The sequence below is a fragment of the Enterobacter sp. K510 genome (genome assembly GCF_055804875.1).
Genome location: NZ_JBNRLQ010000009.1, coordinates 23,419 through 48,593 on the forward strand (window position 1 = coordinate 23,419; position 25,175 = coordinate 48,593).

23 protein-coding genes are annotated in these 25,175 nt (G+C 56.6%); 17 read left to right on the top strand and 6 right to left on the bottom strand.

The window, feature by feature from the left end; translation table 11 throughout:
• Window positions 1-75 precede the first annotated feature (75 nt).
• From malG to malE, 3 genes are all read right to left on the bottom strand, one after another.
• Window positions 76-966 (bottom strand): maltose ABC transporter permease MalG, encoded by an 891-nt coding sequence (gene malG, locus ACQUTD_RS15995; protein ID WP_318364167.1) that lies wholly within the window; start codon window positions 964-966, stop codon window positions 76-78.
• Between the two features lie 14 nt (window positions 967-980).
• Window positions 981-2,525 carry a maltose ABC transporter permease MalF gene (gene malF, locus ACQUTD_RS16000; RefSeq protein WP_473276886.1) on the bottom strand — a complete coding sequence of 515 codons (1,545 nt, stop codon included), beginning with the start codon at window positions 2,523-2,525 and terminating at the stop codon, window positions 981-983.
• A gap of 112 nt (window positions 2,526-2,637) precedes the next feature.
• Window positions 2,638-3,828: a maltose/maltodextrin ABC transporter substrate-binding protein MalE gene (gene malE, locus ACQUTD_RS16005; protein ID WP_072570178.1), complete on the bottom strand. Its 1,191-nt coding sequence runs from the start codon at window positions 3,826-3,828 to the stop codon at window positions 2,638-2,640.
• 375 nt (window positions 3,829-4,203) lie between these two features.
• Here malE and malK point away from each other — a divergent pair, with 375 nt between their 5' ends.
• The 5 genes from malK (at window position 4,204) to ubiA (ending at window position 9,428) form a co-directional block, all read left to right on the top strand.
• Window positions 4,204-5,313: a maltose/maltodextrin ABC transporter ATP-binding protein MalK gene (gene malK / locus ACQUTD_RS16010; RefSeq protein WP_072570180.1), complete on the top strand. Its 1,110-nt coding sequence runs from the start codon at window positions 4,204-4,206 to the stop codon at window positions 5,311-5,313.
• Window positions 5,314-5,483: 170 nt separating this feature from the next.
• Window positions 5,484-6,803, top strand: coding sequence for a maltoporin (locus ACQUTD_RS16015; protein ID WP_475566639.1), 1,320 nt, complete (start codon window positions 5,484-5,486; stop codon window positions 6,801-6,803).
• A 114-nt stretch (window positions 6,804-6,917) separates the two neighbouring features.
• Window positions 6,918-7,871, top strand: coding sequence for a maltose operon protein MalM (gene malM, locus ACQUTD_RS16020; protein WP_473276882.1), 954 nt, complete (start codon window positions 6,918-6,920; stop codon window positions 7,869-7,871).
• A gap of 177 nt (window positions 7,872-8,048) precedes the next feature.
• Window positions 8,049-8,546, top strand: a complete 498-nt coding sequence (gene ubiC / locus ACQUTD_RS16025) for a chorismate lyase (RefSeq protein WP_072570183.1) — start codon at window positions 8,049-8,051, stop codon at window positions 8,544-8,546.
• Between the two features lie 12 nt (window positions 8,547-8,558).
• Window positions 8,559-9,428, top strand: coding sequence for a 4-hydroxybenzoate octaprenyltransferase (gene ubiA / locus ACQUTD_RS16030; RefSeq protein ID WP_072570184.1), 870 nt, complete (start codon window positions 8,559-8,561; stop codon window positions 9,426-9,428).
• Window positions 9,429-9,520: 92 nt separating this feature from the next.
• Here the strand turns inward: ubiA and plsB are convergent, their stop codons facing one another.
• On the bottom strand, window positions 9,521-11,950 hold the full coding sequence (gene plsB / locus ACQUTD_RS16035) for a glycerol-3-phosphate 1-O-acyltransferase PlsB (RefSeq protein ID WP_318375688.1): 2,430 nt from the start codon (window positions 11,948-11,950) through the stop codon (window positions 9,521-9,523).
• Window positions 11,951-12,079: 129 nt separating this feature from the next.
• Between plsB and ACQUTD_RS16040 the strand changes: the two genes are divergently transcribed.
• The 4 genes from ACQUTD_RS16040 (at window position 12,080) to ACQUTD_RS16055 (ending at window position 14,922) form a co-directional block, all read left to right on the top strand.
• Window positions 12,080-12,448: a diacylglycerol kinase gene (locus tag ACQUTD_RS16040; protein WP_072570186.1), complete on the top strand. Its 369-nt coding sequence runs from the start codon at window positions 12,080-12,082 to the stop codon at window positions 12,446-12,448.
• Between the two features lie 108 nt (window positions 12,449-12,556).
• Window positions 12,557-13,165 carry a transcriptional repressor LexA gene (gene lexA, locus ACQUTD_RS16045; RefSeq protein ID WP_072570187.1) on the top strand — a complete coding sequence of 203 codons (609 nt, stop codon included), beginning with the start codon at window positions 12,557-12,559 and terminating at the stop codon, window positions 13,163-13,165.
• A gap of 70 nt (window positions 13,166-13,235) precedes the next feature.
• The gene (gene dinF / locus ACQUTD_RS16050; RefSeq protein WP_473276877.1) at window positions 13,236-14,555 is read left to right on the top strand and encodes an MATE family efflux transporter DinF; all 1,320 of its coding nucleotides are present in this window, start codon (window positions 13,236-13,238) and stop codon (window positions 14,553-14,555) included.
• A gap of 157 nt (window positions 14,556-14,712) precedes the next feature.
• On the top strand, window positions 14,713-14,922 hold the full coding sequence (locus ACQUTD_RS16055) for a CsbD family protein (RefSeq protein WP_072570189.1): 210 nt from the start codon (window positions 14,713-14,715) through the stop codon (window positions 14,920-14,922).
• Window positions 14,923-15,012: 90 nt separating this feature from the next.
• Here ACQUTD_RS16055 and zur read toward each other — a convergent pair whose 3' ends face one another.
• Window positions 15,013-15,528, bottom strand: coding sequence for a zinc uptake transcriptional repressor Zur (gene zur / locus ACQUTD_RS16060; RefSeq protein WP_088220449.1), 516 nt, complete (start codon window positions 15,526-15,528; stop codon window positions 15,013-15,015).
• A gap of 117 nt (window positions 15,529-15,645) precedes the next feature.
• On the opposite strand from zur, the gene ACQUTD_RS16065 reads away from it, so the two are divergent.
• The 4 genes from ACQUTD_RS16065 to pspG all read left to right on the top strand — a co-directional run bounded on the left by ACQUTD_RS16065 (window position 15,646) and on the right by pspG (window position 19,129).
• Window positions 15,646-16,134, top strand: a complete 489-nt coding sequence (locus tag ACQUTD_RS16065) for a cupin domain-containing protein (protein WP_072570191.1) — start codon at window positions 15,646-15,648, stop codon at window positions 16,132-16,134.
• A 211-nt stretch (window positions 16,135-16,345) separates the two neighbouring features.
• On the top strand, window positions 16,346-17,638 hold the full coding sequence (locus ACQUTD_RS16070; protein ID WP_412176401.1) for a conjugal transfer protein TraF: 1,293 nt from the start codon (window positions 16,346-16,348) through the stop codon (window positions 17,636-17,638).
• Window positions 17,639-17,745: 107 nt separating this feature from the next.
• Window positions 17,746-18,744, top strand: a complete 999-nt coding sequence (dusA, locus tag ACQUTD_RS16075; protein ID WP_473276874.1) for a tRNA dihydrouridine(20/20a) synthase DusA — start codon at window positions 17,746-17,748, stop codon at window positions 18,742-18,744.
• A gap of 142 nt (window positions 18,745-18,886) precedes the next feature.
• Entirely contained in the window at window positions 18,887-19,129 is a 243-nt protein-coding gene (gene pspG / locus ACQUTD_RS16080; protein ID WP_318364158.1) for an envelope stress response protein PspG, read from the top strand.
• Window positions 19,130-19,304: 175 nt separating this feature from the next.
• On the opposite strand, the gene ACQUTD_RS16085 is transcribed toward pspG, so the two are convergent.
• A complete protein-coding gene (locus ACQUTD_RS16085) occupies window positions 19,305-20,288 on the bottom strand; it encodes an NADPH:quinone reductase (protein WP_473276873.1) in 984 nt (327 codons plus the stop codon).
• 63 nt (window positions 20,289-20,351) lie between these two features.
• Between ACQUTD_RS16085 and dnaB the strand changes: the two genes are divergently transcribed.
• The 4 genes from dnaB to aphA all read left to right on the top strand — a co-directional run bounded on the left by dnaB (window position 20,352) and on the right by aphA (window position 25,115).
• A complete protein-coding gene (dnaB, locus tag ACQUTD_RS16090) occupies window positions 20,352-21,758 on the top strand; it encodes a replicative DNA helicase (protein ID WP_072570195.1) in 1,407 nt (468 codons plus the stop codon).
• A 56-nt stretch (window positions 21,759-21,814) separates the two neighbouring features.
• Window positions 21,815-22,894, top strand: a complete 1,080-nt coding sequence (alr, locus tag ACQUTD_RS16095) for an alanine racemase (RefSeq protein ID WP_318372933.1) — start codon at window positions 21,815-21,817, stop codon at window positions 22,892-22,894.
• 121 nt (window positions 22,895-23,015) lie between these two features.
• Window positions 23,016-24,209, top strand: coding sequence for an aromatic amino acid transaminase (gene tyrB / locus ACQUTD_RS16100; protein WP_318372932.1), 1,194 nt, complete (start codon window positions 23,016-23,018; stop codon window positions 24,207-24,209).
• Between the two features lie 192 nt (window positions 24,210-24,401).
• Window positions 24,402-25,115 (top strand): acid phosphatase AphA, encoded by a 714-nt coding sequence (aphA, locus tag ACQUTD_RS16105; protein WP_473276872.1) that lies wholly within the window; start codon window positions 24,402-24,404, stop codon window positions 25,113-25,115.
• Window positions 25,116-25,175: the final 60 nt, after the last annotated feature.

The window sequence follows — 25,175 nt, forward strand, 5'->3', positions numbered from 1 at the left end:
CCTGCGGGCCGCCTGACAAGCAAAAGTAACGCAACAATACAAGTTGAGGATAACAGTGGCATATCACGATGAAACTCAGCCTTTCACCCCGCCCGCCGTCAGGCCATTCACCAGCCAGCGTTGTGCCAGCAGGAACACCACGGTGATGGGGATTGCAGAAAGTACAGCCGCAGCGGCAAAGTCGCCCCACAGATAGTTTTGCGGATTGAGATATTGCTGCATACCGACCGCCAGTGTGTAGCTGTTAACATCACGCAGTAACAGCGAGGCGACCGGAACTTCGGTAATAGCGGCGATAAACGACAGAATAAACACCACCGCCAGAATAGGTACAGAGAGCGGCAACAGCACCAGACGGAACGCCTGCCATGGCGTTGCGCCATCCAGCGACGCCGCTTCTTCCAGCGAACCATCAATGGTTTCAAAATAGCCTTTAATCGTCCACACATGCAGCGCGATGCCGCCCAGATAGGCGAAGATCACCCCGCCGTGGGTGTTCAGCCCGATAAACGGAATGTACTGCCCGAGGCGGTCGAAGAGGGCATAAAGCGCCACCAGCGACAGCACAGCCGGGAACATCTGGAAAATCAGCATACTTTTCAGCAGCGTGGCTTTGCCCGGAAAACGCATACGGGCAAAAGCGTAGGCGCAGGTGGTGGACAGCGCCACAATGCCGATGGCGGTGATGGCCGCGATTTTGATCGAGTTCCACAGCCATAACAGCACCGGGAACGGCGGCGGCGTTACGCGACCATCGGCGTGCTCAATGCTGAAGCCGAGCGCCAGTTTCCAGTGCTCCCAGGAAATCTGATCCGGGATCAGGCTGCCGGTGGCGAAGTTGCCCGGACGCAGCGAAATCGCGATGACCATCAGCAGCGGGAACATGATCGCGGCGATAAAAATCAGCAGCCCGAGGTGCGTGATCAGAAGGCGCAGCTTTTGTGATTTGGGTTGTACCATAGCCATTTACAGTGCCCTCCTTAGTCAAATTTCATGCGTGTGGCTTTCAGGTTGATGATGGCAAGCGCCCCCACCAGCAGGAAAATCAGCGTGGCGATAGCCGCCGCCAGGCCAAAGTCCTGTCCGCCGCCGCCTTCAAAGGCGATGCGATAGGTATAGCTGACCAGCAAATCGGTATAGCCCGCAGGCGTGGTGGTGCCGAGCCGGTCCGGGCCGCCATTGGTTAACAGCTGGATCAGCACGAAGTTGTTAAAGTTAAAGGCGAAGCTGGCGATCATCAGCGGCGTCAGCGGCTTGATCAGCAGCGGGAAGGTGATCTTAAAGAAGTTCTGCAACGGGCTTGCACCGTCCATCGCCGAAGCCTCATAAAGATCGTCCGGGATCGCTTTCAGCAGGCCCATGCAGAGGATCATCATGTAGGGGTAGCCGAGCCAGGTATTGACGATCACGATCATCGCCCGCGCGGTTGTCGGATCGCTGAACCAGGCCGGACGGATGCCAAACAGCCCGCTCAGCATCATGTTGATCTCCCCGAAGCTCTGGTTGAACAGGCCTTTGAAGATCAGGATCGAGATGAACGACGGTACGGCGTAGGGCAGGATCAGCAGCACGCGATACAGCGCTTTGCCTTTGAGGGATTCCCACTGCACCAGGCAGGCCAGTACCATGCCGACCGCTACGGTCAGTACCACCGTCAGGAGTGAGAAAATCACCGTCCAGACGAAAATGGCGAAGAAAGGTTGCTGAATGCCTTCGTCGGTAAAGACGCGCATAAAGTTCTTCCAGCCGATGGTCACGGTATAGCCGGGGCTGAGTTTTTCGTCGCCCCAGTTGCCGTCAGCGTTAACGGCCTGGAAATAACCGATGTCATTGTTCGGGCGATACACCACGCCGCTCTGATTATTGGTCAGCGCGCCGTCATCGCCGCGCGTATACAGCGGGCGGGTGCCGGAGAACTGGCGCAGTGAACTCATGATGACTTTGCTGTCGTCGGGCAGCACAGCGGTCAGCTGGTTCAGCGCCTGACGATTCTGGGTGATCACGCGCAGATTGCCGCGTTCGCCTTCCGGCAGGGCGGGGGCTTCTTTCAGCTTCAGCGTCTGCTCGCCGCCGAACCTGAAGGCGTCCGAGACATAATTTTTGCCGCTTTCACCGTCGGTGAGCGCCAGGATCCAGTCACTACCCGCCGGGTAAAGTCCAAAATTAAATGACTTTCCGGCCTGATAAACGCGATCCATCAGCACCTCTTGCGCCCGCTCCTGGGTGAGCTGGTTGGTGCTGCTGTAGTTGGTGAAGGCGATGGCGATGGTACAGACCAGCGGGAACAATACGAACAGCCCCATACCCGCCACGCCAGGATAGACATAGCGCCAGGCGTAGGTTTTGCGATTCGCGAAAATATACAGGCCAGCAGAGCTTAAAATCAGCGTCATGATGGCAAACAGGTACTCCCCCTGGGCGTACATTAAAACCACAAGCCAGGCCACCAGCAGGCCGAGCAGGGCGATGGTTGCCCATTTTACGATCTCGCTTTGCCACCAATGACTCTTTCTAACGACATCCATGGGGATTCATCCTCTACCACTGTGAAAACCTGTAGGCCGGATAAGACGCATGGCGTCGCCATCCGGCAACTGCGCCTGATGGCGCTGCGCTTATCAGGCCTACATTTATTACTTACTTAGTTACACGGGCCTGTGCATCTTTCAGCGCGGCGTCAACGGTCTGGCGACCGCTGGCAGCGTTGATCACTGCGGTGCGTACGGCATACCAGAAGGCCGACATCTGCGGCACGTTCGGCATGATTTCACCGGTCTGCGCGTTTGCCATGGTGGCGGCAATGCGCGGATCCTTCGCTAACTGATCCTGATAGGATTTCAGGGCCACCGCGCCTAACGGCTTGTCTTTGTTCACTTCCGCCAGGCCATCGTCCGTCAGCAGGTAGTTTTCCAGGAACTCTTTCGCCAGTTCTTTGTTCGGGCTGGCGGCGTTAATGCCTGCGCTCAGTACGCCAACGAACGGCTTAGAGGCTTTGCCTTTGAAGGTCGGCAGCATGGTCACGCCGTAGTTCACTTTGCTCTTGTCGATGTTTGCCCATGCCCACGGCCCGTTGATGGTCATCGCGGTATCGCCTTTGTTAAAGGCGGCTTCGGCGATGGAGTAATCGGTATCCGCGTTCATGTGTTTGTTTTTGATCAGATCTACCAGGAAGGTCAGACCCGCTTTCGCGCCCGCGCTGTCGACGCCGACATCTTTCACGTCATACTTGCCGTTTTCATACTTGTACGCATATCCACCGTCGGCGGCGATCAGCGGCCAGGTGAAGTACGGCTCCTGGAGGTTGAACATCAGCGCGCTCTTACCTTTCGCCTTCAGCTCTTTATCCAGCGCCGGGATCTCTTCCCAGGTTTTTGGCGGATTCGGGACGAGATCTTTGTTGTAAATCAGGGAGAGGGCTTCAACAGAAATCGGGTAGGCGATGATCTTGCCGTTGTAACGCACCGCATCCCAGGTGAACGGGAAGAGTTTGTCCTGGAAAGCTTTGTCCGGGGAAATTTCCGCCAGCAGGCCTGACTGCGCGTAGCCGCCAAAGCGGTCGTGCGCCCAGAAAATAATGTCCGGGCCATCACCGGTGGCCGCCACCTGCGGGTATTTCTCTTCCAGTTTATCCGGGTGTTCAACGGTCACTTTGATGCCAGTGTCTTTCTCGAATTTTTTACCCACTTCGGCCAGGCCGTTATAGCCTTTATCGCCGTTGATCCAGATAACCAGCTTACCTTCTTCAATTTTGGCGAGAGCCGGTGCGGTCAGCATCATCGTCGCGATCGCGGATAATGCCAGAATGCCTGCGCCAGTTTTGATTTTCATAAATCCCGTCCTTTTTGGTGATGTGCTCTGACGATGTCGAACACAGGTACACAGAGGTGGCTTAACGGGTCTTAGTCTCCTGGTTTGGCAAGCGCTTCTCATCCTCCTGCGCCCTACGCCCCACCCCTCCTTTGTGTGATCTGCTTTGCATAAAACCCAGTTATGCGGGGCAGCGCACACAAAAACCCCGCCATTTTTGCAATCGCCATCACGAATTTCGCTGCAGCACGGAACTTGTGGGGGCAGAGCCGGTCGCCTCATCCTCCCGTCTCCTCCCCCATAAAAAAGCGAAGGGTGGAGGATCCACCCGCGCAATCAATCCCGCATAGTCCCCGCATCTTGAAGGTTTCAGCGTAGTAACAAAGGGAGAAGGGCATGGCGAGCGTGCACTTGCGCAAGGTAACGAAAGCCTGGGGCGACGTAGTCGTTTCGAAAGACATCAACCTCGACATTAATGAAGGCGAGTTTGTGGTGTTTGTCGGGCCGTCGGGCTGCGGTAAATCGACACTGCTGCGCATGATTGCCGGGCTGGAAACGATCACCAGCGGGGATTTACTGATTGGCGATACCCGCATGAATGACATCCCGCCCGCCGAGCGCGGCGTCGGCATGGTGTTCCAGTCGTATGCGCTCTATCCGCACCTGTCGGTGGCGGAGAACATGTCCTTTGGTCTGAAGCTGGCGGGCGCCAAAAAAGAGATGATTAACCAGCGGGTTACCCAGGTGGCGGAAGTGCTGCAACTGGGGCATCTGTTGGATCGTAAGCCGAAGGCGCTCTCCGGCGGTCAGCGTCAGCGTGTCGCCATTGGCCGTACGCTGGTGGCCGAGCCGCGCGTCTTCCTGCTGGATGAACCGCTGTCCAACCTCGACGCCGCGCTGCGCGTGCAGATGCGTATCGAGATCTCCCGCCTGCACAAGCGGCTGGGACGCACGATGATTTACGTGACCCACGATCAGGTCGAAGCGATGACGCTGGCCGACAAAATCGTGGTGCTGGACGCCGGGCGCGTGGCGCAGGTCGGCAAACCGCTGGAGCTGTATCACTACCCGGCAGACCGCTTTGTGGCGGGCTTTATCGGTTCACCGAAGATGAACTTCCTGCCGGTGAAAGTGACCGCAACGGCGATCGATCAGGTGCAGGTGGAACTGCCGAACCGCCAGCAGGTCTGGCTGCCGGTGGAGAGCAGCGACGTGCAGGTCGGCGCCAATATGTCCCTTGGCATTCGTCCGGAACACCTGCTGCCCAGCGATATCGCCGATGTCACGCTGGAAGGCACGGTGCAGGTCGTCGAACAGCTGGGCCACGAAACGCAAATTCATATTCAGATCCCCGCCATCCGTCAAAACCTGGTCTACCGCCAGGCTGACGTGGTGTTGGTAGAAGAGGGTGCCACATTCGCTATCGGCTTGCCGCCGGAGCGTTGCCATCTGTTCCGTGAGGATGGCACCGCTTGTCGTCGGTTGCACAAAGAGCCAGGCGTTTAAGCATTCCCATAACTTACACAAAATCATTCAGGGTGCATCGAGGCGGCAAGAGAATGAATCCCCGGGAGCGTACATAAGTACGTGACTGGGGTGAATGAACGTAGCCAACAAAGAGGCAACCTGAATGATGAAGTGTAAAAAGAAAAGCAATGCTCTCAGGAGATAGAACGATGATTACTCTGCGCAAACTTCCACTGGCTATCGCCGTTACAGCAGGCATTCTGTCTGCTCACGCTGGCGCGGTCGACTTCAAAGGTTATGCCCGTTCTGGTATCGGCTGGACCGGTAGCGGCGGCCCGCAACAATGCTTCCAGGCAACTGGCGCACAGTCCAAATACCGTCTCGGTAACGAATGTGACACTTACGCCGAAATCAAATTAGGCCAGGAAGTATGGAAAGAGGGCGATAAGAGCTTCTATTTCGACTCCAACATTGCCTATAACTCCTCACAGCTGAACGACTGGGAAGACAGCAATACCCCGGCGATCCGCGAATTCAACGTTGTGGGTAAAAACCTGATCGATTCTCTGCCAGGCGCGAACATCTGGGCCGGTAAGCGCTTCTATCAGCGTCATGACGTGCACATGATCGACTTCTACTACTGGGATATCTCCGGTCCGGGCGCAGGTCTGGAAAACATTGACGTTGGTATCGGTAAACTTTCCTTCGCTGCAACCCGTTCTACGGAATCCGGCGGTTCTTCCGCATCGGCAGAGCGCGATCCGGTGACGGGTGAAAGAACTTATAACAACGATGTGCCGAACGACGTGTTCGACGTGCGTTTAGCAGGTCTGGAAACTAACACCGACGGCGTACTGGAACTGGGCGTTGACTACGGTCACACCAACCTGCCGGACAACTACACGCTGCGTCAGGGCGGCTCGAAAGATGGCTGGATGTTCACCGCTGAACATACCCAGAGCATGATGAAAGGCTTTAACAAGTTTGTGGTGCAGTACGCCACCGACTCAATGACCTCCAACGGCAAAGGCCGTCCGGAAGGCGGCAGCATCAATAACGATGGCAGCATGATCCGCTTGCTGGATCACGGTGCGATCACCCTGGCCGATCGCTGGGATCTGATGTACGTCGGTATGTATCAGGATATCGACCGTGATGACAACAACGGCACCCGCTGGTGGACCGTGGGCGTGCGCCCGATGTTCAAATGGACGCCGATCATGAGCACCCTGCTGGAAGTGGGCTACGACAACGTGAAATCACAGCGTACCGACGACACCAACAACCAGTACAAAATCACCCTCGCGCAACAATGGCAGGCTGGCGACAGCATCTGGTCCCGCCCGGCTATCCGCGTATTCGCCACCTATGCGAAGTGGGATGAGAAATGGGGTTACGCTAACACCAACGCGGATACCGCTGCCGGTTATACCAGTGGTTTAGCGTACAACGATACCTCCGCCCGTACCTTCAGCCGTGGCGACAACGACGAAGTGACCTTCGGCGCGCAGATGGAAATCTGGTGGTAATCCCCCGTTAACCTGACGTAATGACCAAAAGAGGGGCGCAAGCCCCTCAACCCTTTGGGTGACGCGCGCTATTGCCTGGCAACCGTGGCACCTGTGAATTCAGAGGTGAAAACAATGAAAATGAAAAAAAGTCTCGTCGCATTCTGTCTGAGCGCCAGCCTGCTGGCGGCATGCCCGCTTTCCGCGCTGGCGGACGTCAACTTTGTTCCACAAAACACCAGCAGCGCCCCGGCTATTCCGGCGGCGGAGCTGCAAAAACTGACCTGGACGCCGGTTAACCAGTCCAAAGCCCAGACCACCACAGTAGCGGCCGGCGGACAAACCATTAACGTGCCGGGGATCAGCGGCCCGGTGATCGCCTGGAGCGTGCCGGCCAATATCGGTGAACTTACGCTGACGCTGACCAGCGAAGTGGATAAACAAACGCAGGTCTTTGCGCCGAACGTGCTGATCCTCGATCAGAACATGACGCCATCCGCTTTCTTCCCGAGCGACTATTTCACCTATCAGGAACCGGGCGTGATGAGCGCCGATCGGCTGGAAGGCGTGATCCGCCTGACGCCTGCGCTGGGTCAGCAAAAAATCTACGTGCTGGCCTTTACCCGCGATCAGGATTTGCAAAAGACCACCAAACTGATCAACCCGGCGAAAGCCTATGCCAAAGGCGCGGGTAACGCGATCCCGGATATTCCCGATCCGCTGGCGCGCCACGTCACCGATGGCAAGCTGACGCTGAAAGTGAAAACCAACAGCGGCTCCAGCGTGCTGGTCGGCCCGCTGTTTGGCTCCTCCGGCCCGGATCCGGTGACGGTGGGCAATACCGCCGCCCCGGCAACCGCTTACAACGCACCGGCTGCACCTGTTGCTGCGCCAGCCCCGGCACCAGCTCCGGCAGTGAAGAAAGAGCCGGTGCTGAACGAAACCGAAAACTACTTTAACCAGGGTATCCGTCAGGCCGTCGCCAAAGGCGAGATCGACAAAGCCCTGAAATTGCTCAACGAAGCAGAAAGCCTCGGATCTAAAACTGCCCGTTCAACCTTTATCAGCAGTGTAAAAGGCAAGGGGTAATTCACCCCGCAATGCTGATTTTGCTGTTTGGTGCGCCTTAACGGGCGCACCTTTTTTTGCGCCCCGCGCACGCTGTTGCGTATCTGTTACGCTTTTGCAAAGGACATGAACTTTGCCCGCCCGTCTGTGCCGGTTCTGCGATACAATACTTTTACGTTTTGTACCGGAGAGTAAGGCATGTCACACCCTGCGCTAACGCAACTGCGTGCGCTGCGCTACTTTGACGCAATCCCCGCGCTGGATCCGCAACTGCTCGACTGGCTGTTGCTGGAAGATTCCATGACCAAACGTTTTGAGCAGCAGGGCAAACAGGTGAGCGTGACGCTGATCCGTGAAGCCTTTGTCGCGCCGGATGAGATCCCTGAGGAGCTGCCGCTGCTGCCTGCGGAATCACGCTACTGGCTGCGGGAAATTTTACTCTGTGCCGATGGCGAACCCTGGCTTGCCGGGCGCACGGTGGTGCCTGAATCCACCCTCAGCGGGCCGGAGCTGGCGCTGCAAAAGCTGGGTAATACGCCGCTCGGTCGTTATCTCTTTACCTCGTCTACGCTTACCCGTGACTTTATTGAAATTGGGCGTGAGGATACGCTGTGGGGACGCCGCTCCCGTCTGCGTCTGGGCGGGAAGCCGTTACTGCTGACGGAACTGTTTTTGCCGGCATCGCCGTTGTACTAAGAGGAAGATAAAATGGAGTGGAGTCTCACTCAGGATAAGCTGCTGGCCTTTCACCGCTTAATGCGCACCGATAAACCCATCGGCGCGCTGTTACTGTTATGGCCCACGCTGTGGGCGTTATGGGTCGCCACGCCGGGCGTGCCGCCGCTGTGGATCCTGGCGGTATTTGTCGCGGGCGTCTGGCTGATGCGCGCGGCGGGCTGCGTGGTGAACGATTATGCCGACCGTAAAATCGACGGCCACGTGAAGCGCACGGCAAACCGTCCGATGCCCAGCGGCGCGGTAACGGAAAAAGAGGCGCGCACGCTGTTTGTGGTGCTGGTGCTGCTGGCCTTTGTGCTGGTGCTGACCCTGAACCTGATGACCATTGCGCTCTCGGTGGCGGCGCTGGCGCTGGCCTGGGTTTATCCGTTTATGAAACGCTACACCCACTTACCGCAGGTGGTGCTGGGCGCGGCCTTTGGCTGGTCCATACCCATGGCGTTTGCAGCGGTGAGTGAGTCCTTACCACTGAGCTGCTGGCTGATGTTTGTCGCCAACGTCTTATGGGCAGTGGCCTATGACACGCTCTATGCGATGGTTGACCGCGATGACGATCTGAAAATCGGCGTCAAATCGACGGCCATTCTGTTCGGGCGTCACGACAAACTGATCGTCGGCCTGTTGCAGGTAATAGTGCTGGCGCTGATGACCGCCGTCGGCTGGCTGAATGGGCTGGGCTGGCCTTACTATGCGTCGATAGCAGTAGCTGGTGCGCTCTTTATCTATCAGCAGTGGCTGGTGGTGAACCGCGAACGCGAGGCCTGCTTTAAAGCCTTTATGAACAATAACTACGTGGGTCTGGCGCTGTTTTTAGGGCTGGCGGTGAGTTATCTGCTGTAAATAAAAAAGGCCGGGAGGCGGTGACGCCTTACCTGGCCTGTGATTCTGTGCGTGTTTGTAGGCCCGGCAAGCAAGCGCCGCCGGGCATTACGTTATACCGCGTCCGTCTGACTGGTTGCGCTCTCAATCGTTAAGCGCACATCAGAGGTCACCAGATCGGCGAGCAGCTGATAAACCTGCAAGGTTTTCGCCGGATCCGCATCCCCCGTATCGCTGATATAACCCTCGTCACGCAGCGTCAGCACCAGCGTACTGAACACCGCCTTATCGAAGAACTCCGGCGCGTTAATACCGTGCAGCACCGACAGACGCTGCGCCAGCGTGCGGCTCTCTTTTTCCAGCGTACTGCGGTTGATGGACGGGTTCGCGCTCAGCAGCCAGAAGGTGATGGCATAGCGTTGCAGCGTTTCACGGGCGCCGGCCGCCAGCAGTTGCAGCGTGCGGGAGCGTGACGGATTGATATGCAGACGATCGTCTTTATCAATGATCAGCCCCTGGCGCAGCAGTTCGGTGGTCAGGGTATCCAGTACCTCTCCTAACGCCTCTTTTTCCCAGCGCAGGAACAGCTCGGCTTTCAGCATTGGATACAGCGCTTCAACATGACGCAGCATCTCCTCGCGGGAGATATGGCGATGCTGGGTAATGATAGCCGCCATCAGGGAAGGCAGAACCAGCATATGCGCGATGTTGTTACGATAGTAGGTCATCAGCACCGCCTGCTCGCGCGGCAGAATGATGATGTCGCCGATGGTATCTTTCTCGACTTCAAACTTGTTCATTTGCAGCGCGTGATCGATAAGCCCGGACGCGGTGCTGGCCGGAACGGTGGCGTCTTCTGAATAAGGCGCATTGCGCAGCAGATCCAGATAACAATCCAGCTGCTCGGTCAGCTGTTCGCGGGTCAGCGAACGCTGGCGTGACGCCAGCAGCGCCGTCGAACACAGGTTCATGGCGTTCGCCGCACCGGCGTTGTTAATGCGCACCATCAGCTCGGCGGCGATGGTATTCACCGTCGGCGTCAGCCACGCCGGGCGCACCGCTTCAATAGGATCGATCGCTTCGCGCCACTCCGGCACATGCTGATTGAGATACGCGTTCAGCGGGATCGGCTCGCCAAAGTTCACATAACCCTGGCCCAGATTACGCAGCTTGCTTAAGCCACGCACCATCTGCATCAGGTTCTCTTTCTCTTTGGTCGCGCCGCGCAGCTCTTTGGCGTAAGTGCCCACTTCCATCACGTGCTCGTAGCCGATGTAAATCGGCACTAACGTAATAGGACGGGTGCCGCCGCGTAACATCGCCTGAAGGGTCATCGACAGGGTGCCGGTCTTCGGATCGAGCAGACGCCCGGTACGGGAACGACCGCCTTCCACAAAGTACTCCACCGAATAACCCCGGCTGAACAGCTCGCCGAGATACTCACGGAACACCGTGGAATAGAGCTTGTTGCCCTTGAAGGTACGACGGATAAAGAACGCGCCCAGGCGGCGGAAAATCGGCCCGGCGGGCCAGAAGTTCAGGTTAATACCGGCGGCGATATGCGGCGGCACCAGCCCCTGGTGGTAAAGCACGTAGGAGAGCAGCAGATAATCCATGTGGCTGCGGTGGCAGGGCACATAGACGATCTCGTGACCGTCGTGGGCCAACTGACGCACGCGCTCGGCGTTGTGGACGTTGATCCCCTGATACAGCCGGTTCCAGGTAAAGCTCAGAATGCGGTCAGAGACGCGGATCATTTCATAGGAGAAGTTCGCCGCAATCTCTTCCATCAGGGCGACGGCATTTTGCTGTGCCTTTTCATGGGAGATCTTTTTGCTGCGCGCTTCGTCTTCCACCGCGCGGGCAATGGCTTTTGAGGCCAGCAATTTATTGAACAGATCCTGACGCGCAGGCAGGCGCGGGCCGACCGCGGCCAGACGCTGGCGGGCAAAATGCATCCGCGCGACACGCGCCAGTTTCTGGGCGATAATTTTGTCAGTGCCATGTTCGGTGGCCATGCGGCGCAGCGAAACCGGCGGCGAGAAGCGCACAAAGCTGTCGCGTCCCAGCCAGGAGATAGCAAAGAATTTCTGTACGCCGTTCAGCATACGCAGCGGCGGGTTGACCTCGCCTTTCTCTCGACCCGGCGAGCGGCCAAACATCACCGACACCGGTACCATTTGCACGTCCAGATCGGGGTGGCTGCGGTGCAGATCGAGGTAATCATGGAACAGCTTGATCGACTCTTCCTTCGGCGTGTACCAGGTGAACACGCGGGGCCCGCTGTGAATAAAGATATAGCGCGGCAGCAGCGTGCCGTCGATTTCGAGTGGCTCCAGCGGATCGGGCAGATCGTTTGCCAGACACTGCGCGCGCAGGGTCAGTAAATCTGCCTTCGAGTTGTACGGTAAGACGTACATAATAGGGCGTGAGGTATCAAGTCCCAGTTCCTGGGCAGGTTCTGCCGGAATGGGCTTGCTTTTTACCAACGCGCCTAATGGTAAATTAAGTAATTTGTAGTAAATTCGTGGCCAGCCGGACATATACGATGTGAAGCCTCTGGTTAATAATCCTGTTGCGCCGCAAGAATATCAGAAAGCGCGCGTAAATTCTGTTGTACCAAGGTCTGCTTGCATAGACATTGACGCTAATTACATAAAAAGGTTCTTTTGATGGCCAATAATACCACTGGGTTTACTCGCATCATAAAAGCAGCAGGGTACTCCTGGAAAGGCGTTCGCGCCGCCTGGATCAACGAAGCGGCGTTTCGTCAGGAAGCGGTAGCGGTGATCCTGGCGATTGCCATTGCCTGCTGGCTGGACGTGGACGCTATCACGCGCGTGCTGCTGATCGGCTCGGTAGCGCTGGTAATGATAGTGGAAATTCTGAACAGCGCGATTGAAGCGGTGGTGGACCGTATCGGCACGGATTTTCATGAACTTTCCGGGCGCGCAAAGGATATGGGCTCGGCGGCGGTGCTGATGTCCATCCTGCTGGCGCTCGCCACCTGGGGCATGCTGTTGTGGTCGCATTATCGATAATGCTCGCATAAATCGACAAACTCCGCTGTTTTGCTCAAAATTCGATTCCAAATTTTACTTTGCCTGTATATACTCACAGCATAACTGTATATGCAACCAGGGGGCGGTATGAAAGCTTTAACGGCCAGGCAGCAAGAGGTGTTTGATCTCATTCGGGATCACATCAGCCAGACAGGCATGCCGCCGACGCGTGCGGAGATCGCGCAGCGCTTGGGGTTCCGTTCCCCGAACGCGGCTGAGGAACACCTGAAAGCGCTGGCGCGCAAAGGCGTACTGGAGATCGTTTCCGGCGCGTCCCGCGGTATTCGTTTACTGCTTGAAGATGTTGACGGACTGCCGCTGGTCGGGCGTGTCGCGGCAGGTGAACCGCTGCTGGCGCAGCAACACATTGAAGGCCATTATCAGGTCGATCCCAATCTCTTTAAACCCAATGCAGACTTCCTGCTGCGCGTTAGCGGCATGTCGATGAAAGATATCGGCATTATGGACGGCGATCTGCTGGCGGTGCACAAAACCCAGGAAGCCCGCAACGGCCAGGTCGTGGTCGCGCGTATTGACGATGAAGTGACCGTTAAGCGGCTGAAGCGTCAGGGTAATACCGTGCAGCTGCTGCCGGAAAACAGCGAGTTTTCTCCTATCGTGGTTGACCTGCGCGAGCAGAGTTTCACCATCGAAGGGCTGGCCGTCGGCGTGATCCGCAACGGTGAGTGGCTCTAATCTCTTCTTTCCACGCGGCGGCAACATCATGATTGCCGCCGCGCGTCCGTTTCCCTTCTGGTAATTCAACGTGGCCTTTCTGACGACTTCCGACAAAGCGTTGTGGCGTCTTGCGCTGCCGATGATTTTTTCCAATATCACCGTGCCGCTGTTGGGGCTAGTGGATACCGCAGTCATTGGTCATCTCGACAGCCCGGTTTATCTGGGCGGCGTGGCGGTTGGCGCCATGGCCACCAGCTTCCTGTTTATGCTGCTGCTTTTTCTGCGCATGAGTACCACCGGCTTTACCGCCCAGGCCTTTGGCGCAAAAGATCCTCACGCCCTGGCGCGGGCGCTGGTGCAACCTTTACTGCTGGCGCTGATCGCCGGTTTCGCCATCATCCTCTTTCAGACCCCGCTGATTAATCTCACTCTGCACATTGTGGGCGGCAACGACGCGGTGCTGGAGCAGGCGCGGCGTTTTCTGGAGATCCGCTGGCTGAGCGCCCCGGCATCGCTGGCGAACCTGGTGCTGCTCGGCTGGCTGCTGGGTATTCAGTATGCCCGCGCGCCTGTGGTGCTGCTGGTGGTGGGCAATGTGCTGAACATCGCCCTCGATTTATGGCTGGTGATGGGGCTGCACATGAACGTGCAGGGGGCGGCGCTCGCCACCGTTATTGCGGAATACGCCACTTTTGTGGTCGGCCTGCTGATGGTGCAGCGCGGGTTGCGTCGCCGGGGGATCAGCCTGGCGATGCTGAAGACCGCCTGGCGCGGCAATATACGGCGGCTGCTGGCGCTTAACCGCGACATCATGCTGCGCTCGCTGCTGCTTCAGCTGTGCTTTGGTTCCATTACCGTGATGGGCGCGCGTCTGGGTGGCGACATCGTGGCGGTGAACGCCGTGCTGATGACGCTGCTGACTTTTACCGCCTACGCCCTGGATGGTTTTGCCTATGCGGTTGAGGCCCATTCCGGGCAGGCCTATGGCGCGCGCGATGGCAGCCAGTTGCTCAGCGTCTGGCAGGCGGCCTGTCGGCAGTCGGGGATAGTGGCGCTGGCGTTTGCGCTGGTGTACGCGCTGGCCGGTGAGCAGATTATTTCGCTGCTGACCTCCCTGCCGGATCTGCAACGGCTTGCCGGGCACTATCTTGGCTGGCAGGTGATTTTACCGATCGTGGGGGTATGGTGTTATCTGCTCGACGGCATGTTTATCGGCGCCACCCGCGGGACGGAGATGCGTAACAGTATGGCCATCGCCGCCGCCGGTTTTGCCCTGACGCTGCTTACCGTACCGCTGCTCGGTAATCATGGCCTGTGGCTGTCGTTAACCGTCTTCCTGGCGCTGCGTGGGATTACGCTGGCGTGGATCTGGCAGCGGCACTGGCGTCACGGCACCTGGTTCTCATAAGTTCACTGGCGCTTTATTGCGTTGATGGTTAAATATTCCGAATAATCTCCGCTTCGACATATCCTTAACTACAATAATTATCACGTTCAGCAGAAATCGAACGAACTGATGGATACTGAATATATTTTTATTCAAACCGAACGATGAGGATATCATTATGAATAAAGACGAAGTCGGCGGTAACTGGAAACAGTTCAAAGGTAAAGCGAAAGAACAGTGGGGTAAATTAACCGACGATGATATGACTGTCATCGAAGGTAAACGCGACCAGCTGGTTGGTAAAATTCAGGAGCGTTACGGCTACCAGAAAGACCAGGCTGAGAAAGAAGTTGGTGACTGGGAAACCCGTCACGATTACCGCTGGTAATCACGGACTTCTGCGGCAATTAGCGTTACAGCTACCCTGCCCGAAAGGTACAAGGATGTACCAACCTCTCACTACATTCCCACCTTATTTCTAACGCGGTTTTTTCTTCACCTGAATACTGTGATCGTGCTGACAGGCACCCTGATGACGACAGGCTTCCACTTCTGAACATGCCGCACATAAACCATGCGCTTCAATGACATTATGGCGTAGCGCAAAACCCATTCGCGCGGCCAGACCATGCATAATATCTTCCACACCTTCCGCCGCTTCTTCTTTGACAGCTCCGCAACGATCGCAGATAAACATTGCCGACGTATGGGAAGGATTATCGAAAAGATGACACAGCACATAGCTGTTGGTGGACTCAACTTTATGCACAAAGCCCTGCTCCAGCAGGAAGTCCAGCGCACGATACACCGTGGGTGGCTTTGCCTGTGGCTCAGATACCCGTAATAAATCCAGCAGATCGTAAGCGCTGATCGCTCCTTCCTGCAGGCTTAACAGCCGTAATACTTCCAGGCGCTGTGGAGTCAGGCGCACATTGCGTTGCACGCAGAGCTTTTCAGCCTGCGCTAACATCTCCTGCGAAGTGGTCTTATCCATGGGCATCCTCTGGTGGCCGGGTGCGGAAACATCCACTTTATCATGTTCTGCCTTAAACGCCGAGATCCGCACGCAGGTGTGCTATATCTGAAGCATTATTTATGAAGGAGAAAGGACATGAAAAAGCCCGACTGTATTCGGCACTGGCGGGATCTCGAAGGTCCCGACGAATCAGGCTACCCGGACAGCGATGAACGTTTTTCTGTTGGCGCGCCTCTTGCCCGAAAACTCGGGCTTACGCGGCTGGGTATCCATCACGAACGTCTACCTCCGGGCCGACGCACATCGTATCCGCACGCGGAAAGCGATGAGGAGGAGTTTATCTATGTGCTGGAAGGGAATCCGGAGGCGTGGATTAACGGCTATTTATGGAAACTGGAACCGGGCGACAGCGTTGGATTTCCTGCCGGAACCGGCGTTTGCCATACCTTTATCAATAACACCATGGAAGAAGTACGCCTGTTGGTCGTGGGGGAGGCGAATAAAAGAAATAACCGCATTTATTACCCGCTCAATCCCGACTATGCCGCCACGCGGGACGATCGCTGGATAGACCATCCTCCGCAGTTTTTCGGCCCCCATGATGGAAAACCTTCACGAAATTAATTTCGTCTTCTATAAATTAATAGGCCCGTCACCGGAACGGGAAAGCAGTGAATAAGACCATCAGCGTTAAAACATCCTTTAAATTGAATTAGCCGTATTTAACATCGTTGTTCACAGCAATAGTTCATCCCCGTTCGGGCGATAACTGTCGGGGTAAGATGTTCAATTATTCAAAGAAGAGCAAACTGTGAAAAAAACATTCAAATATTCAATGGTTACTCTCGCTGTCTCCTTTTTTGTGGCAAATCAGGCGTCAGCGGCCAATACCTGGGCAGAAGCGCGTGGCGACGCAATGGGTGGTACGGGTGTTGCTTCCGCGAGCTATGGCAGCGGCGCACTCATTAACCCGGCCTTGCTGGCCAAAGCAAAGCCGGATGACAGCGTGACTGTGATCCTGCCAGCCGTGGGCGCGCAAATCACCGACAAAGACAATCTTCAGGATGAGATTGACGAAATTAATGACAAAGTCGACCGCTACAGCGACGTTGTCGATAACCTTACCGCAGCGCAAATTATTGCTAACCCGCTGGGCACTATCGGGCAATTCCAGAGCGCCGCGAAAGATCTGGCGGATGAGCTGGAATTCCTTGATGGTAAAACCGCGCGCGCAAGTGCCGGCGCTGGCATTGCCGTCAGTATTCCTAACGACGTGCTGTCGGTGGCCTTCGTAACTAAAGCCCATGCGCATGCCCGCGTCAGTTCGAACATTGATCAGCAGGATATTACTTACCTGCGCAGCATCCAGAACAGCAGGCTGGTGGCCGTTGGTGAAGCGCTTAATGCCGCGCTGTCGCCAAACGGCTCTGATGAAATCACCGAAAATCTGAACTCCACCGCCTCCGGGCGCGCGGCTATCGTCTCGGATTACGGTATCGCCGTTGCCCGTCAGTTCCAGGTGGGTGAAGTTCCGGTTTCTATCGGCGTAACGCCGAAATTCCAGAAAACCTGGGTCTATAACTACACCACCTCCATTTACGATTACGACAGCGACGATTTCAAAAGCAGCCGTTATCGTACCGACGACAATGGTTTTAACGTCGATGCCGGTATTGCGGCAGATTTCGGCGAAAACTGGACCGTAGGCGTGAGCGGGCAGAACCTGATCTCCCGTGACATCGACACCAAAGATATCAACGTGCGTAACGGCCGTACCGGTGAGGTGAGAAACTACAAAGACACCTACCAGATCAGCCCGGTGGTGACAGCGGGTGTGGCATGGCATAACGATCTGGTGACGGTAACCGCCGATGGCGATCTGACGGAAACCAAAGGCTTCAAGAGCGAAGAAAACTCCCAGTACGTTGGCGTCGGCGCTGAAGTCCGTCCACTGGACTGGATGGCGGTGCGTGCCGGTTACCGTGCAGACGTGAAAGATAACGACAGCAACGTCTTTACCGGCGGTGTAGGCTTCACGGCCTTTGAACGCGCGCGTCTTGACCTGACGGGTATCGTGGGCGAAAACGAAACCTGGGGCGCAGGCGCACAGCTGAGCCTGACCTTCTGAGTTAAAGCGGACCGGGGGCGCAATGCCTCCGGTCTGCTAATGTGTACCCCGGAAATGAGTGTGTTATAGTAGCGCCCCTTTTTCATATTGATGCAAAAATGTACGCTATGGCACCCGTAACTCCGTCCACCCAATTCGCTTCCTCCCGCTTCTCCATCGCGCCGATGCTCGACTGGACGGACAGGCATTGCCGCTACTTTTTGCGTCTGCTGTCCCGCGATATGCTGCTCTACACCGAAATGGTCACCACCGGCGCCATTATTCACGGCAAGGGCGATTATCTGGTGTACAGCGAGGAAGAGCATCCGGTCGCCTTACAGCTTGGCGGCAGCGATCCGCAGCAGCTGGCGCAGTGCGCCAGACTGGCGGAAGAGCGGGGCTACGATGAAATCAACCTTAACGTTGGCTGTCCGTCCGACCGCGTACAAAATGGCATGTTCGGCGCCTGTCTGATGGGCAACGCCCAACTGGTGGCCGACTGCGTGAAAGCGATGCGTGACGTGGTGTCGATCCCGGTGACGGTGAAAACCCGTATCGGCATTGACGATCAGGACAGCTATGAATTCCTGTGTGATTTCATCAGCACCGTCTCCGGTAAGGGCGAATGCGACACCTTTATTATCCACGCCCGTAAAGCCTGGCTGTCAGGTTTGAGCCCGAAAGAGAACCGCGAGATCCCACCGCTGGATTACCCGCGCGTATACCAGCTCAAGCGTGATTTCCCGCAGCTGACGATGTCGATTAACGGCGGCATCAAATCACTGGCGGAAGCGAAAGCGCATCTGGAACATATGGACGGCGTGATGGTAGGCCGCGAGGCGTACCAGAATCCGGGGATCCTCACCGCCGTGGACCGCGAGATCTTTGGTCGTGACCGCGCGGATACCGATCCGGTTGCCGTGGTGCGCGCTATGTATCCGTACATTGAGCGTGAACTGAGCAAAGGGGCCTATCTGGGGCACATTACCCGTCATATGCTCGGGCTGTTCCAGGGCATTCCCGGCGCGCGTCAGTGGCGTCGCCATCTGAGTGAAAATGCGCATAAAGCAGGCGCAGATATTCGCGTAGTGGAACAGGCGCTGGCGCTGGTGGCGGATAAGCGTTAAAAACTTCGCCAAAAAATGGTCAGATTCACCACGCCTCGCGTTAATTCGCGGGGCGTTTTCGTTTCATATCAGCAGGTTAATTTTGGCATGAATCTTGTAATAGCTTAGCAAGAATGAAAGAAACGTCTTTCGGGAGAGAGCCATGCTGGAACTACTTTTTGTCATTGGATTTTTCGTCATGCTGATGGTGACCGGAATTTCCCTGCTCGGCATTATTGCCGCGCTGGTGGTCGCCACCGCGTTAATGTTTGTCGGCGGGCTGTTCGCGCTGATGTTTAAACTGCTGCCCTGGCTGCTGCTGGCAGTGGCGATTGTGTGGGTAATTCGGGCGATAAAAACGCCAAAAATCCCGCATTATCAGCGCAATAACCGCTGGCGTTACTAAGGTTATGCGTGGTTGATCACAACCTCGTACTTTTCAGAGGCGAGTTCGCTGAAACCGCATAGGATTTACTTATTGGATCTGGCACTATGGCGCGGTTAACGAATTCATCGTGCTGTCCCCTACAAACAGCCGAACTAAAAAAAGAATGGGCCTCCTCAGGGAGGCCCTAATTCTTTTAAGGGATCAGTAAACTTGACCCCTGAGTGGCGCGACTTTCCAGTACCTCATGCGCCCGTTGCGCATCCGCAAGCGCAAACTTCTGATCTTCCGCCACATCCACTTTGATCACGCCGCTGGCGATCAGCGAAAACAGTTCATTGCTGGCTTCTTCCAGCTCCTCGCGATTGGTGATGTAGCCTTGCAGGGAAGGGCGGGTGGCAAACAGCGAGCCTTTCTGGTTGAGAATACCCAGATTGACGCCGGTCACCGGCCCGGAAGCATTGCCGAAGCTCACCATCAGCCCGTGACGTTGCAGGCAGTCCAGCGAGGCTTCCCAGGTATCTTTCCCTACCGAGTCATACACCACGCGCACCTTCTTGCCGCCGGTGATCTCTTTTACCCGCTCAACAATGCTCTCTTCACGATAATTGATCACCTGCCAGGCACCGGCCTGTAACGCGCGCTGCGCTTTTTGCGCACTACCCACAGTGCCGATCAGCTTACCGCCCAGCGCCTTCGACCACTGGCAGGCAATCAGCCCCACGCCCCCGGCGGCGGCATGGAATAAAAAGGGTTCGTCGGGTTTAATTTCGTAGGTTTTACGCAGCAGATAAAACACCGTCAGGCCTTTCAGGAAGGAGGCGGCAGCCTGTTCGAAGGAGATGGCGTTAGGCAGGATCGCTGCTTTATCGGCAGGCACGTTATGCACTGAGCTGTAAGCCCCGAGCGCCGACTGGGCGTATACCACCCGGTCACCGGCTTTGATATGGGTTACGCCTTTACCCACTTTGCTGACCACGCCCGCGGCTTCCGTTCCCAGGCCGCTCGGCAGGGAAGGCGGTGGATAAAGCCCGCTGCGAATATAGGTATCAATATAATTGATACCAATGGCTTTGTTCTCAATCTGGACTTCATTTCCCGCCGGATCGGTGGGGGTGAACTCCACGGCTTTCAGTACCTCAGGGCCACCATGCTTGTGAAATTCAATTCTTGTTGCCATGCTTCCTCCTGAACTCTGTGGTAATCTTTCGACCCAATCATCATCTCGGTAACTCCATTCACTATGGCAGGAAATAAACCCTTCAACAAACAGCCTGAACCTCGCGACTTCAAGGTCGAAGGGATGAAAGTCCCCCCGCACTCAATTGAAGCGGAACAGTCGGTGTTGGGCGGTTTAATGCTGGATAACGAACGCTGGGACGATGTGGCCGAGCGTGTGGTGGCGGAAGATTTCTATACCCGCCCGCACCGCCACATCTTCACTGAGATGCACCGCCTGCAGGAGATGAGTAAACCCATCGACCTGATCACGCTCGCGGAATCGCTGGAGCAACAGGGGCAACTCGACAGCGTGGGCGGCTTTGCATATCTGGCAGAGCTGTCAAAAAATACGCCAAGCGCGGCGAACATCAGCGCCTACGCTGACATCGTGCGTGAACGCGCGGTGGTGCGCGAAATGATTTCGGTGGCGAATGAGATCGCCACCGCCGGTTTCGATCCGCAGGGCCGCAGCAGCGAAGACCTGCTCGATCTCGCCGAATCCCGCGTTTTCCAGATCGCTGAAAATCGTGCCAATAAAGACGAAGGCCCGAAGAGTATCGATCAGATCCTTGAGTCCACCGTGGCGCGTATTGAGCAGCTTTTCCAGCAGCCTCATGACGGCGTGACGGGTGTGGATACCGGCTATCAGGATCTGAATAAAAAGACCGCTGGCTTACAGCGTTCGGATTTGATTATCGTCGCGGCACGTCCGTCGATGGGTAAGACCACATTTGCGATGAACCTCTGCGAAAACGCGGCCATGTTGCAGGATAAACCGGTCTTAATCTTCAGTCTGGAGATGCCCGCCGAACAGATTATGATGCGTATGCTGGCGTCCCTGTCCCGCGTCGACCAGACCCGTATTCGTACCGGCCAGCTTGATGATGAAGACTGGGCGCGTATCTCCGGCACCATGGGCATTCTGCTGGAAAAGCGCAACATGTATATCGACGACTCCTCTGGCCTGACGCCGACAGAAGTCCGCTCCCGCGCGCGCCGTATTTTCCGCGAGCACGGCGGGCTGAGTCTGATCATGATCGACTACCTGCAATTGATGCGCGTTCCTTCTCTTTCTGATAACCGTACGCTGGAGATCGCCGAGATCTCCCGCTCGCTGAAAGCGCTGGCGAAAGAATTACAGGTGCCGGTGGTGGCGCTCTCGCAGCTCAACCGCTCGCTGGAACAGCGCGCCGATAAACGTCCGGTAAACTCCGACCTGCGTGAATCCGGCTCCATCGAGCAGGATGCCGACCTGATCATGTTTATCTACCGTGACGAGGTTTATCACGAAAACAGCGATCTGAAAGGCATCGCGGAAATCATCCTCGGTAAACAGCGTAACGGCCCAATCGGGACGGTACGTCTGACCTTTAACGGTCAGTGGTCGCGCTTTGATAACTATGCGGGTCCACAATACGACGACGAATAAGGGATCTGGTCGGTTTTAAAACGTCAGATCCGGTACTCATTAATGAAGGAATAACAATGCAAGCGGCAACTGTAGTCATTAACCGCCGCGCTCTGCGTCACAACCTGCAACGCCTGCGCGAACTGGCTCCTGCCAGTCGCCTGGTGGCAGTCGTGAAAGCGAACGCTTACGGACACGGTCTTCTTGAGACCGCGCGAACGCTCCCCGATGCCGACGCCTTTGGCGTCGCCCGTCTCGAAGAAGCCCTGCGCCTGCGCGCGGGCGGCATCACCCAACCGATTTTACTGCTGGAAGGCTTCTTCGCCGCCGACGACCTGCCGACCATTGCCGCAGAACATTTGCATACCGCCGTCCACAACAACGAGCAGCTGACGGCGCTGGAAAACGCCGAACTTAGCGAGCCGGTCACCGTCTGGATGAAGCTCGACACCGGCATGCACCGCCTCGGCGTGCGCCCTGAGGACGCCAGCGCCTTTTATCAGCGCCTCTGCGCCTGTAAAAACGTGCGTCAGCCGGTAAATATCGTCAGCCATTTTGCCCGCGCCGATGAACCGGAATGCGGCGCCACCGAGCAGCAACTCGATATTTTCAATACCTTTTGCGACGGCAAACCCGGCCAGCGTTCCATCGCGGCCTCCGGCGGCATCCTGCTGTGGCCGCAGGCGCATTTTGACTGGGTACGCCCCGGCATCATTCTTTATGGCGTCTCGCCGCTGGATCATAAACCCTGGGGCCCGGACTTCGGCTTTCTGCCGGTCATGTCCCTGACCTCAAACCTGATCGCCGTGCGTGAACACAAAGCGGGCGAGCCGGTCGGCTATGGCGGCACCTGGATCAGCGAGCGCGACACCCGCCTGGGCGTGGTGGCGATGGGCTACGGCGATGGCTACCCGCGGGCAGCCCCGTCCGGTACGCCGGTGCTGGTGAATGGCCGGGAAGTGCCGATAGTTGGCCGGGTGGCAATGGACATGATTTGTGTCGATCTCGGGCCGCAGGCGCAGGAAAAAGCGGGCGATCGCGTGACACTGTGGGGCGATGGTCTGCCGGTCGAGCGTATCGCCGAATTCACAAAAGTGAGCGCTTACGAACTTATCACGCGACTGACCTCGCGGGTGGCGATGAAATACCTCGACTGATCGTATTTTGCAGGTCCCCTGCGTGGGGCCTGCTGATAACCTTCCATTCACATCCCTCTCGATCTTCCCGCGCTTCCGGTTTATTGTGGTTATCCGCACCGTAAACCTGGAGAACCACCGCGTGTTTCAGAAAGTTGACGCCTATGCTGGCGACCCCATCCTTTCGCTGATGGAACGTTTTAAAGAAGATCCCCGTAGCGACAAAGTTAATCTCAGCATCGGGCTGTATTACAACGAAGACGGTGCTATTCCCCAGCTACAGGCGATTACGGAAGCGCGGGCGCGCCTGAATGCCCAGCCGCACGGTGCCTCGCTTTATCTGCCGATGGAAGGCTTAAACGGCTATCGCCATACCATCGCGCCGCTGCTTTTCGGGGCGGATCATCCGGTATTAAACGCGCAGCGCGTCGCCACTATCCAGACGCTGGGCGGCTCCGGGGCGTTGAAAATCGGTGCCGATTTCCTCAAACGCTACTTCCCGGACTCCGGCGTCTGGGTCAGCGATCCGACATGGGAAAACCACGTCGCCATTTTTGAAGGTGCAGGTTTTAACGTCGATACCTATCCGTGGTTTGATGCCGCCACTAACGGCGTGCGCGCGGAAGCGTTACTCGAAAAACTGAACACGCTGCCGGCGCAAAGCATCGTGCTGCTGCATCCGTGCTGCCACAACCCGACCGGCGCAGACCTGACAAACGCTCAATGGGATGCAGTCGTTAAGGTGCTGAAAGCGCGCAACCTGATCCCGTTCCTCGACATCGCCTATCAGGGCTTTGGCGCGGGTATGGAAGAAGATGCCTACGCCATCCGCGCCATTGCCAGCGCAGGACTACCGGCGCTGGTCAGCAACTCCTTCTCGAAGATTTTCTCACTTTACGGCGAGCGTGTCGGTGGACTGTCGGTGGTCTGTGAAGATGCCGACGCCGCTGCCCGCGTGCTGGGTCAGCTTAAAGCCACTGTACGCCGTAACTACTCCAGCCCGCCAGCCTTTGGCGCGCAACTGGTGGCGACGGTGCTGGGCGACGACGCCCTGAAAGCCAGCTGGCTGGCGGAAGTGGAAGCCATGCGCCTGCGCATCCTGGCGATGCGTCAGGAACTGGTTAACGTCCTGAAAGACGCGGTGCCGGGTCAGAACTTTGATTATCTGCTCAAACAGCGCGGAATGTTCAGCTATACCGGGCTGAGCAGCGCCCAGGTGGATCGCCTGCGCGATGAGTTTGGCGTTTACCTTATCGCCAGCGGACGCATGTGCGTCGCCGGACTGAATGCTGGCAACGTACAGCGCGTGGCGCAAGCCTTTGCCGCTGTAATGTAAGTACTTGCTTACTGGCTCTCTCTCCCGGTGTCATGCAGCCGGGCGGGAGAGCAGAATGCGATCCGCCTTCTGTTTCCCGCCTCTTTTTTAAGAATATTCTTCCTTTCACCTGCCCGGAACGTTAAGGTCGGGTAAATTTTTGATCGTCCGCGCAGGTTGCAATGATTGCGGGCTGATAATGCAGGGAAAAATATGCGCAAAATCACACTTATCCTCAGTGCCTTTAGTTTGCTGTTCACGCTTAATGGCCCCGTTACCGCTCACGCCTCGTCCCCTTCGCCCCTTAATCCTGGCATTAATGTCGCACAACTGGCGCAACAGGCGCCGGTGCACTGGGTATCCGTGGCGCAAATCGAAAACAGTCTGCTGGGACGTCCGCCGATGGCCGTGGGTTTTGATATTGATGACACCGTGCTCTTTTCCAGCCCCGGCTTCTGGCGCGGCAAGAAAACCTGGTCGCCGGACAGCGAAGACTATCTGAAAAATCCCGCGTTCTGGGAAAAGATGAACAACGGCTGGGATGAATTCAGTATTCCGAAAGAGGTGGCCCGCGCGCTGATCGCCATGCATGTGAAGCGCGGCGACTCTATTTTCTTCATCACCGGCCGCAGCGAAACCAAAACGGAAACCGTCACCAAAACCCTGCAGGATGATTTCCTCATTCCGGCCGCCAGCATGAATCCGGTGATTTTTGCCGGCGATAAGCCAGGTCAGAACACCAAAACGCAGTGGTTACGGGGTAAGCAAATCAAAGTGTTCTACGGCGATTCCGATAACGATATTCGCGCCGCGCAGGAAACTGGCGCGCGCGGTATCCGCGTACTGCGTGCCTCCAACTCCACTTATAAACCGCTGCCGCAGGCGGGCATGTTCGGTGAAGAAGTGATCGTCAATTCCGAATACTGATCCCCCACGGCAGTCGCAGGATTGCCGTTTTTTTAATCTCTGCTGGTGGAAACCTGGCTG

Excerpts from the sequence above, each read along its gene's own strand:
- pspG (WP_318364158.1), top strand. The coding sequence starts at position 18,887 with ATGCTGGAACTACTTTTTGTCATTGGATTTTTCGTCATGCTGATGGTG.
- aphA (WP_473276872.1), top strand. The coding sequence starts at position 24,402 with ATGCGCAAAATCACACTTATCCTCAGTGCCTTTAGTTTGCTGTTCACG.
- malE (WP_072570178.1), bottom strand. The coding sequence starts at position 3,828 with ATGAAAATCAAAACTGGCGCAGGCATTCTGGCATTATCCGCGATCGCG.
- dusA (WP_473276874.1), top strand. The coding sequence starts at position 17,746 with ATGGCACCCGTAACTCCGTCCACCCAATTCGCTTCCTCCCGCTTCTCC.
- malF (WP_473276886.1), bottom strand. The coding sequence starts at position 2,525 with ATGGATGTCGTTAGAAAGAGTCATTGGTGGCAAAGCGAGATCGTAAAA.
- malK (WP_072570180.1), top strand. The coding sequence starts at position 4,204 with ATGGCGAGCGTGCACTTGCGCAAGGTAACGAAAGCCTGGGGCGACGTA.
- dnaB (WP_072570195.1), top strand. The coding sequence starts at position 20,352 with ATGGCAGGAAATAAACCCTTCAACAAACAGCCTGAACCTCGCGACTTC.
- malM (WP_473276882.1), top strand. The coding sequence starts at position 6,918 with ATGAAAATGAAAAAAAGTCTCGTCGCATTCTGTCTGAGCGCCAGCCTG.
- zur (WP_088220449.1), bottom strand. The coding sequence starts at position 15,528 with ATGGATAAGACCACTTCGCAGGAGATGTTAGCGCAGGCTGAAAAGCTC.
- ACQUTD_RS16040 (WP_072570186.1), top strand. The coding sequence starts at position 12,080 with ATGGCCAATAATACCACTGGGTTTACTCGCATCATAAAAGCAGCAGGG.
- ACQUTD_RS16015 (WP_475566639.1), top strand. The coding sequence starts at position 5,484 with ATGATTACTCTGCGCAAACTTCCACTGGCTATCGCCGTTACAGCAGGC.
- ubiA (WP_072570184.1), top strand. The coding sequence starts at position 8,559 with ATGGAGTGGAGTCTCACTCAGGATAAGCTGCTGGCCTTTCACCGCTTA.
- malG (WP_318364167.1), bottom strand. The coding sequence starts at position 966 with ATGGCTATGGTACAACCCAAATCACAAAAGCTGCGCCTTCTGATCACG.
- ubiC (WP_072570183.1), top strand. The coding sequence starts at position 8,049 with ATGTCACACCCTGCGCTAACGCAACTGCGTGCGCTGCGCTACTTTGAC.
- ACQUTD_RS16055 (WP_072570189.1), top strand. The coding sequence starts at position 14,713 with ATGAATAAAGACGAAGTCGGCGGTAACTGGAAACAGTTCAAAGGTAAA.
- plsB (WP_318375688.1), bottom strand. The coding sequence starts at position 11,950 with ATGTCCGGCTGGCCACGAATTTACTACAAATTACTTAATTTACCATTA.
- alr (WP_318372933.1), top strand. The coding sequence starts at position 21,815 with ATGCAAGCGGCAACTGTAGTCATTAACCGCCGCGCTCTGCGTCACAAC.
- ACQUTD_RS16085 (WP_473276873.1), bottom strand. The coding sequence starts at position 20,288 with ATGGCAACAAGAATTGAATTTCACAAGCATGGTGGCCCTGAGGTACTG.
- ACQUTD_RS16070 (WP_412176401.1), top strand. The coding sequence starts at position 16,346 with ATGGTTACTCTCGCTGTCTCCTTTTTTGTGGCAAATCAGGCGTCAGCG.
- lexA (WP_072570187.1), top strand. The coding sequence starts at position 12,557 with ATGAAAGCTTTAACGGCCAGGCAGCAAGAGGTGTTTGATCTCATTCGG.
- ACQUTD_RS16065 (WP_072570191.1), top strand. The coding sequence starts at position 15,646 with ATGAAAAAGCCCGACTGTATTCGGCACTGGCGGGATCTCGAAGGTCCC.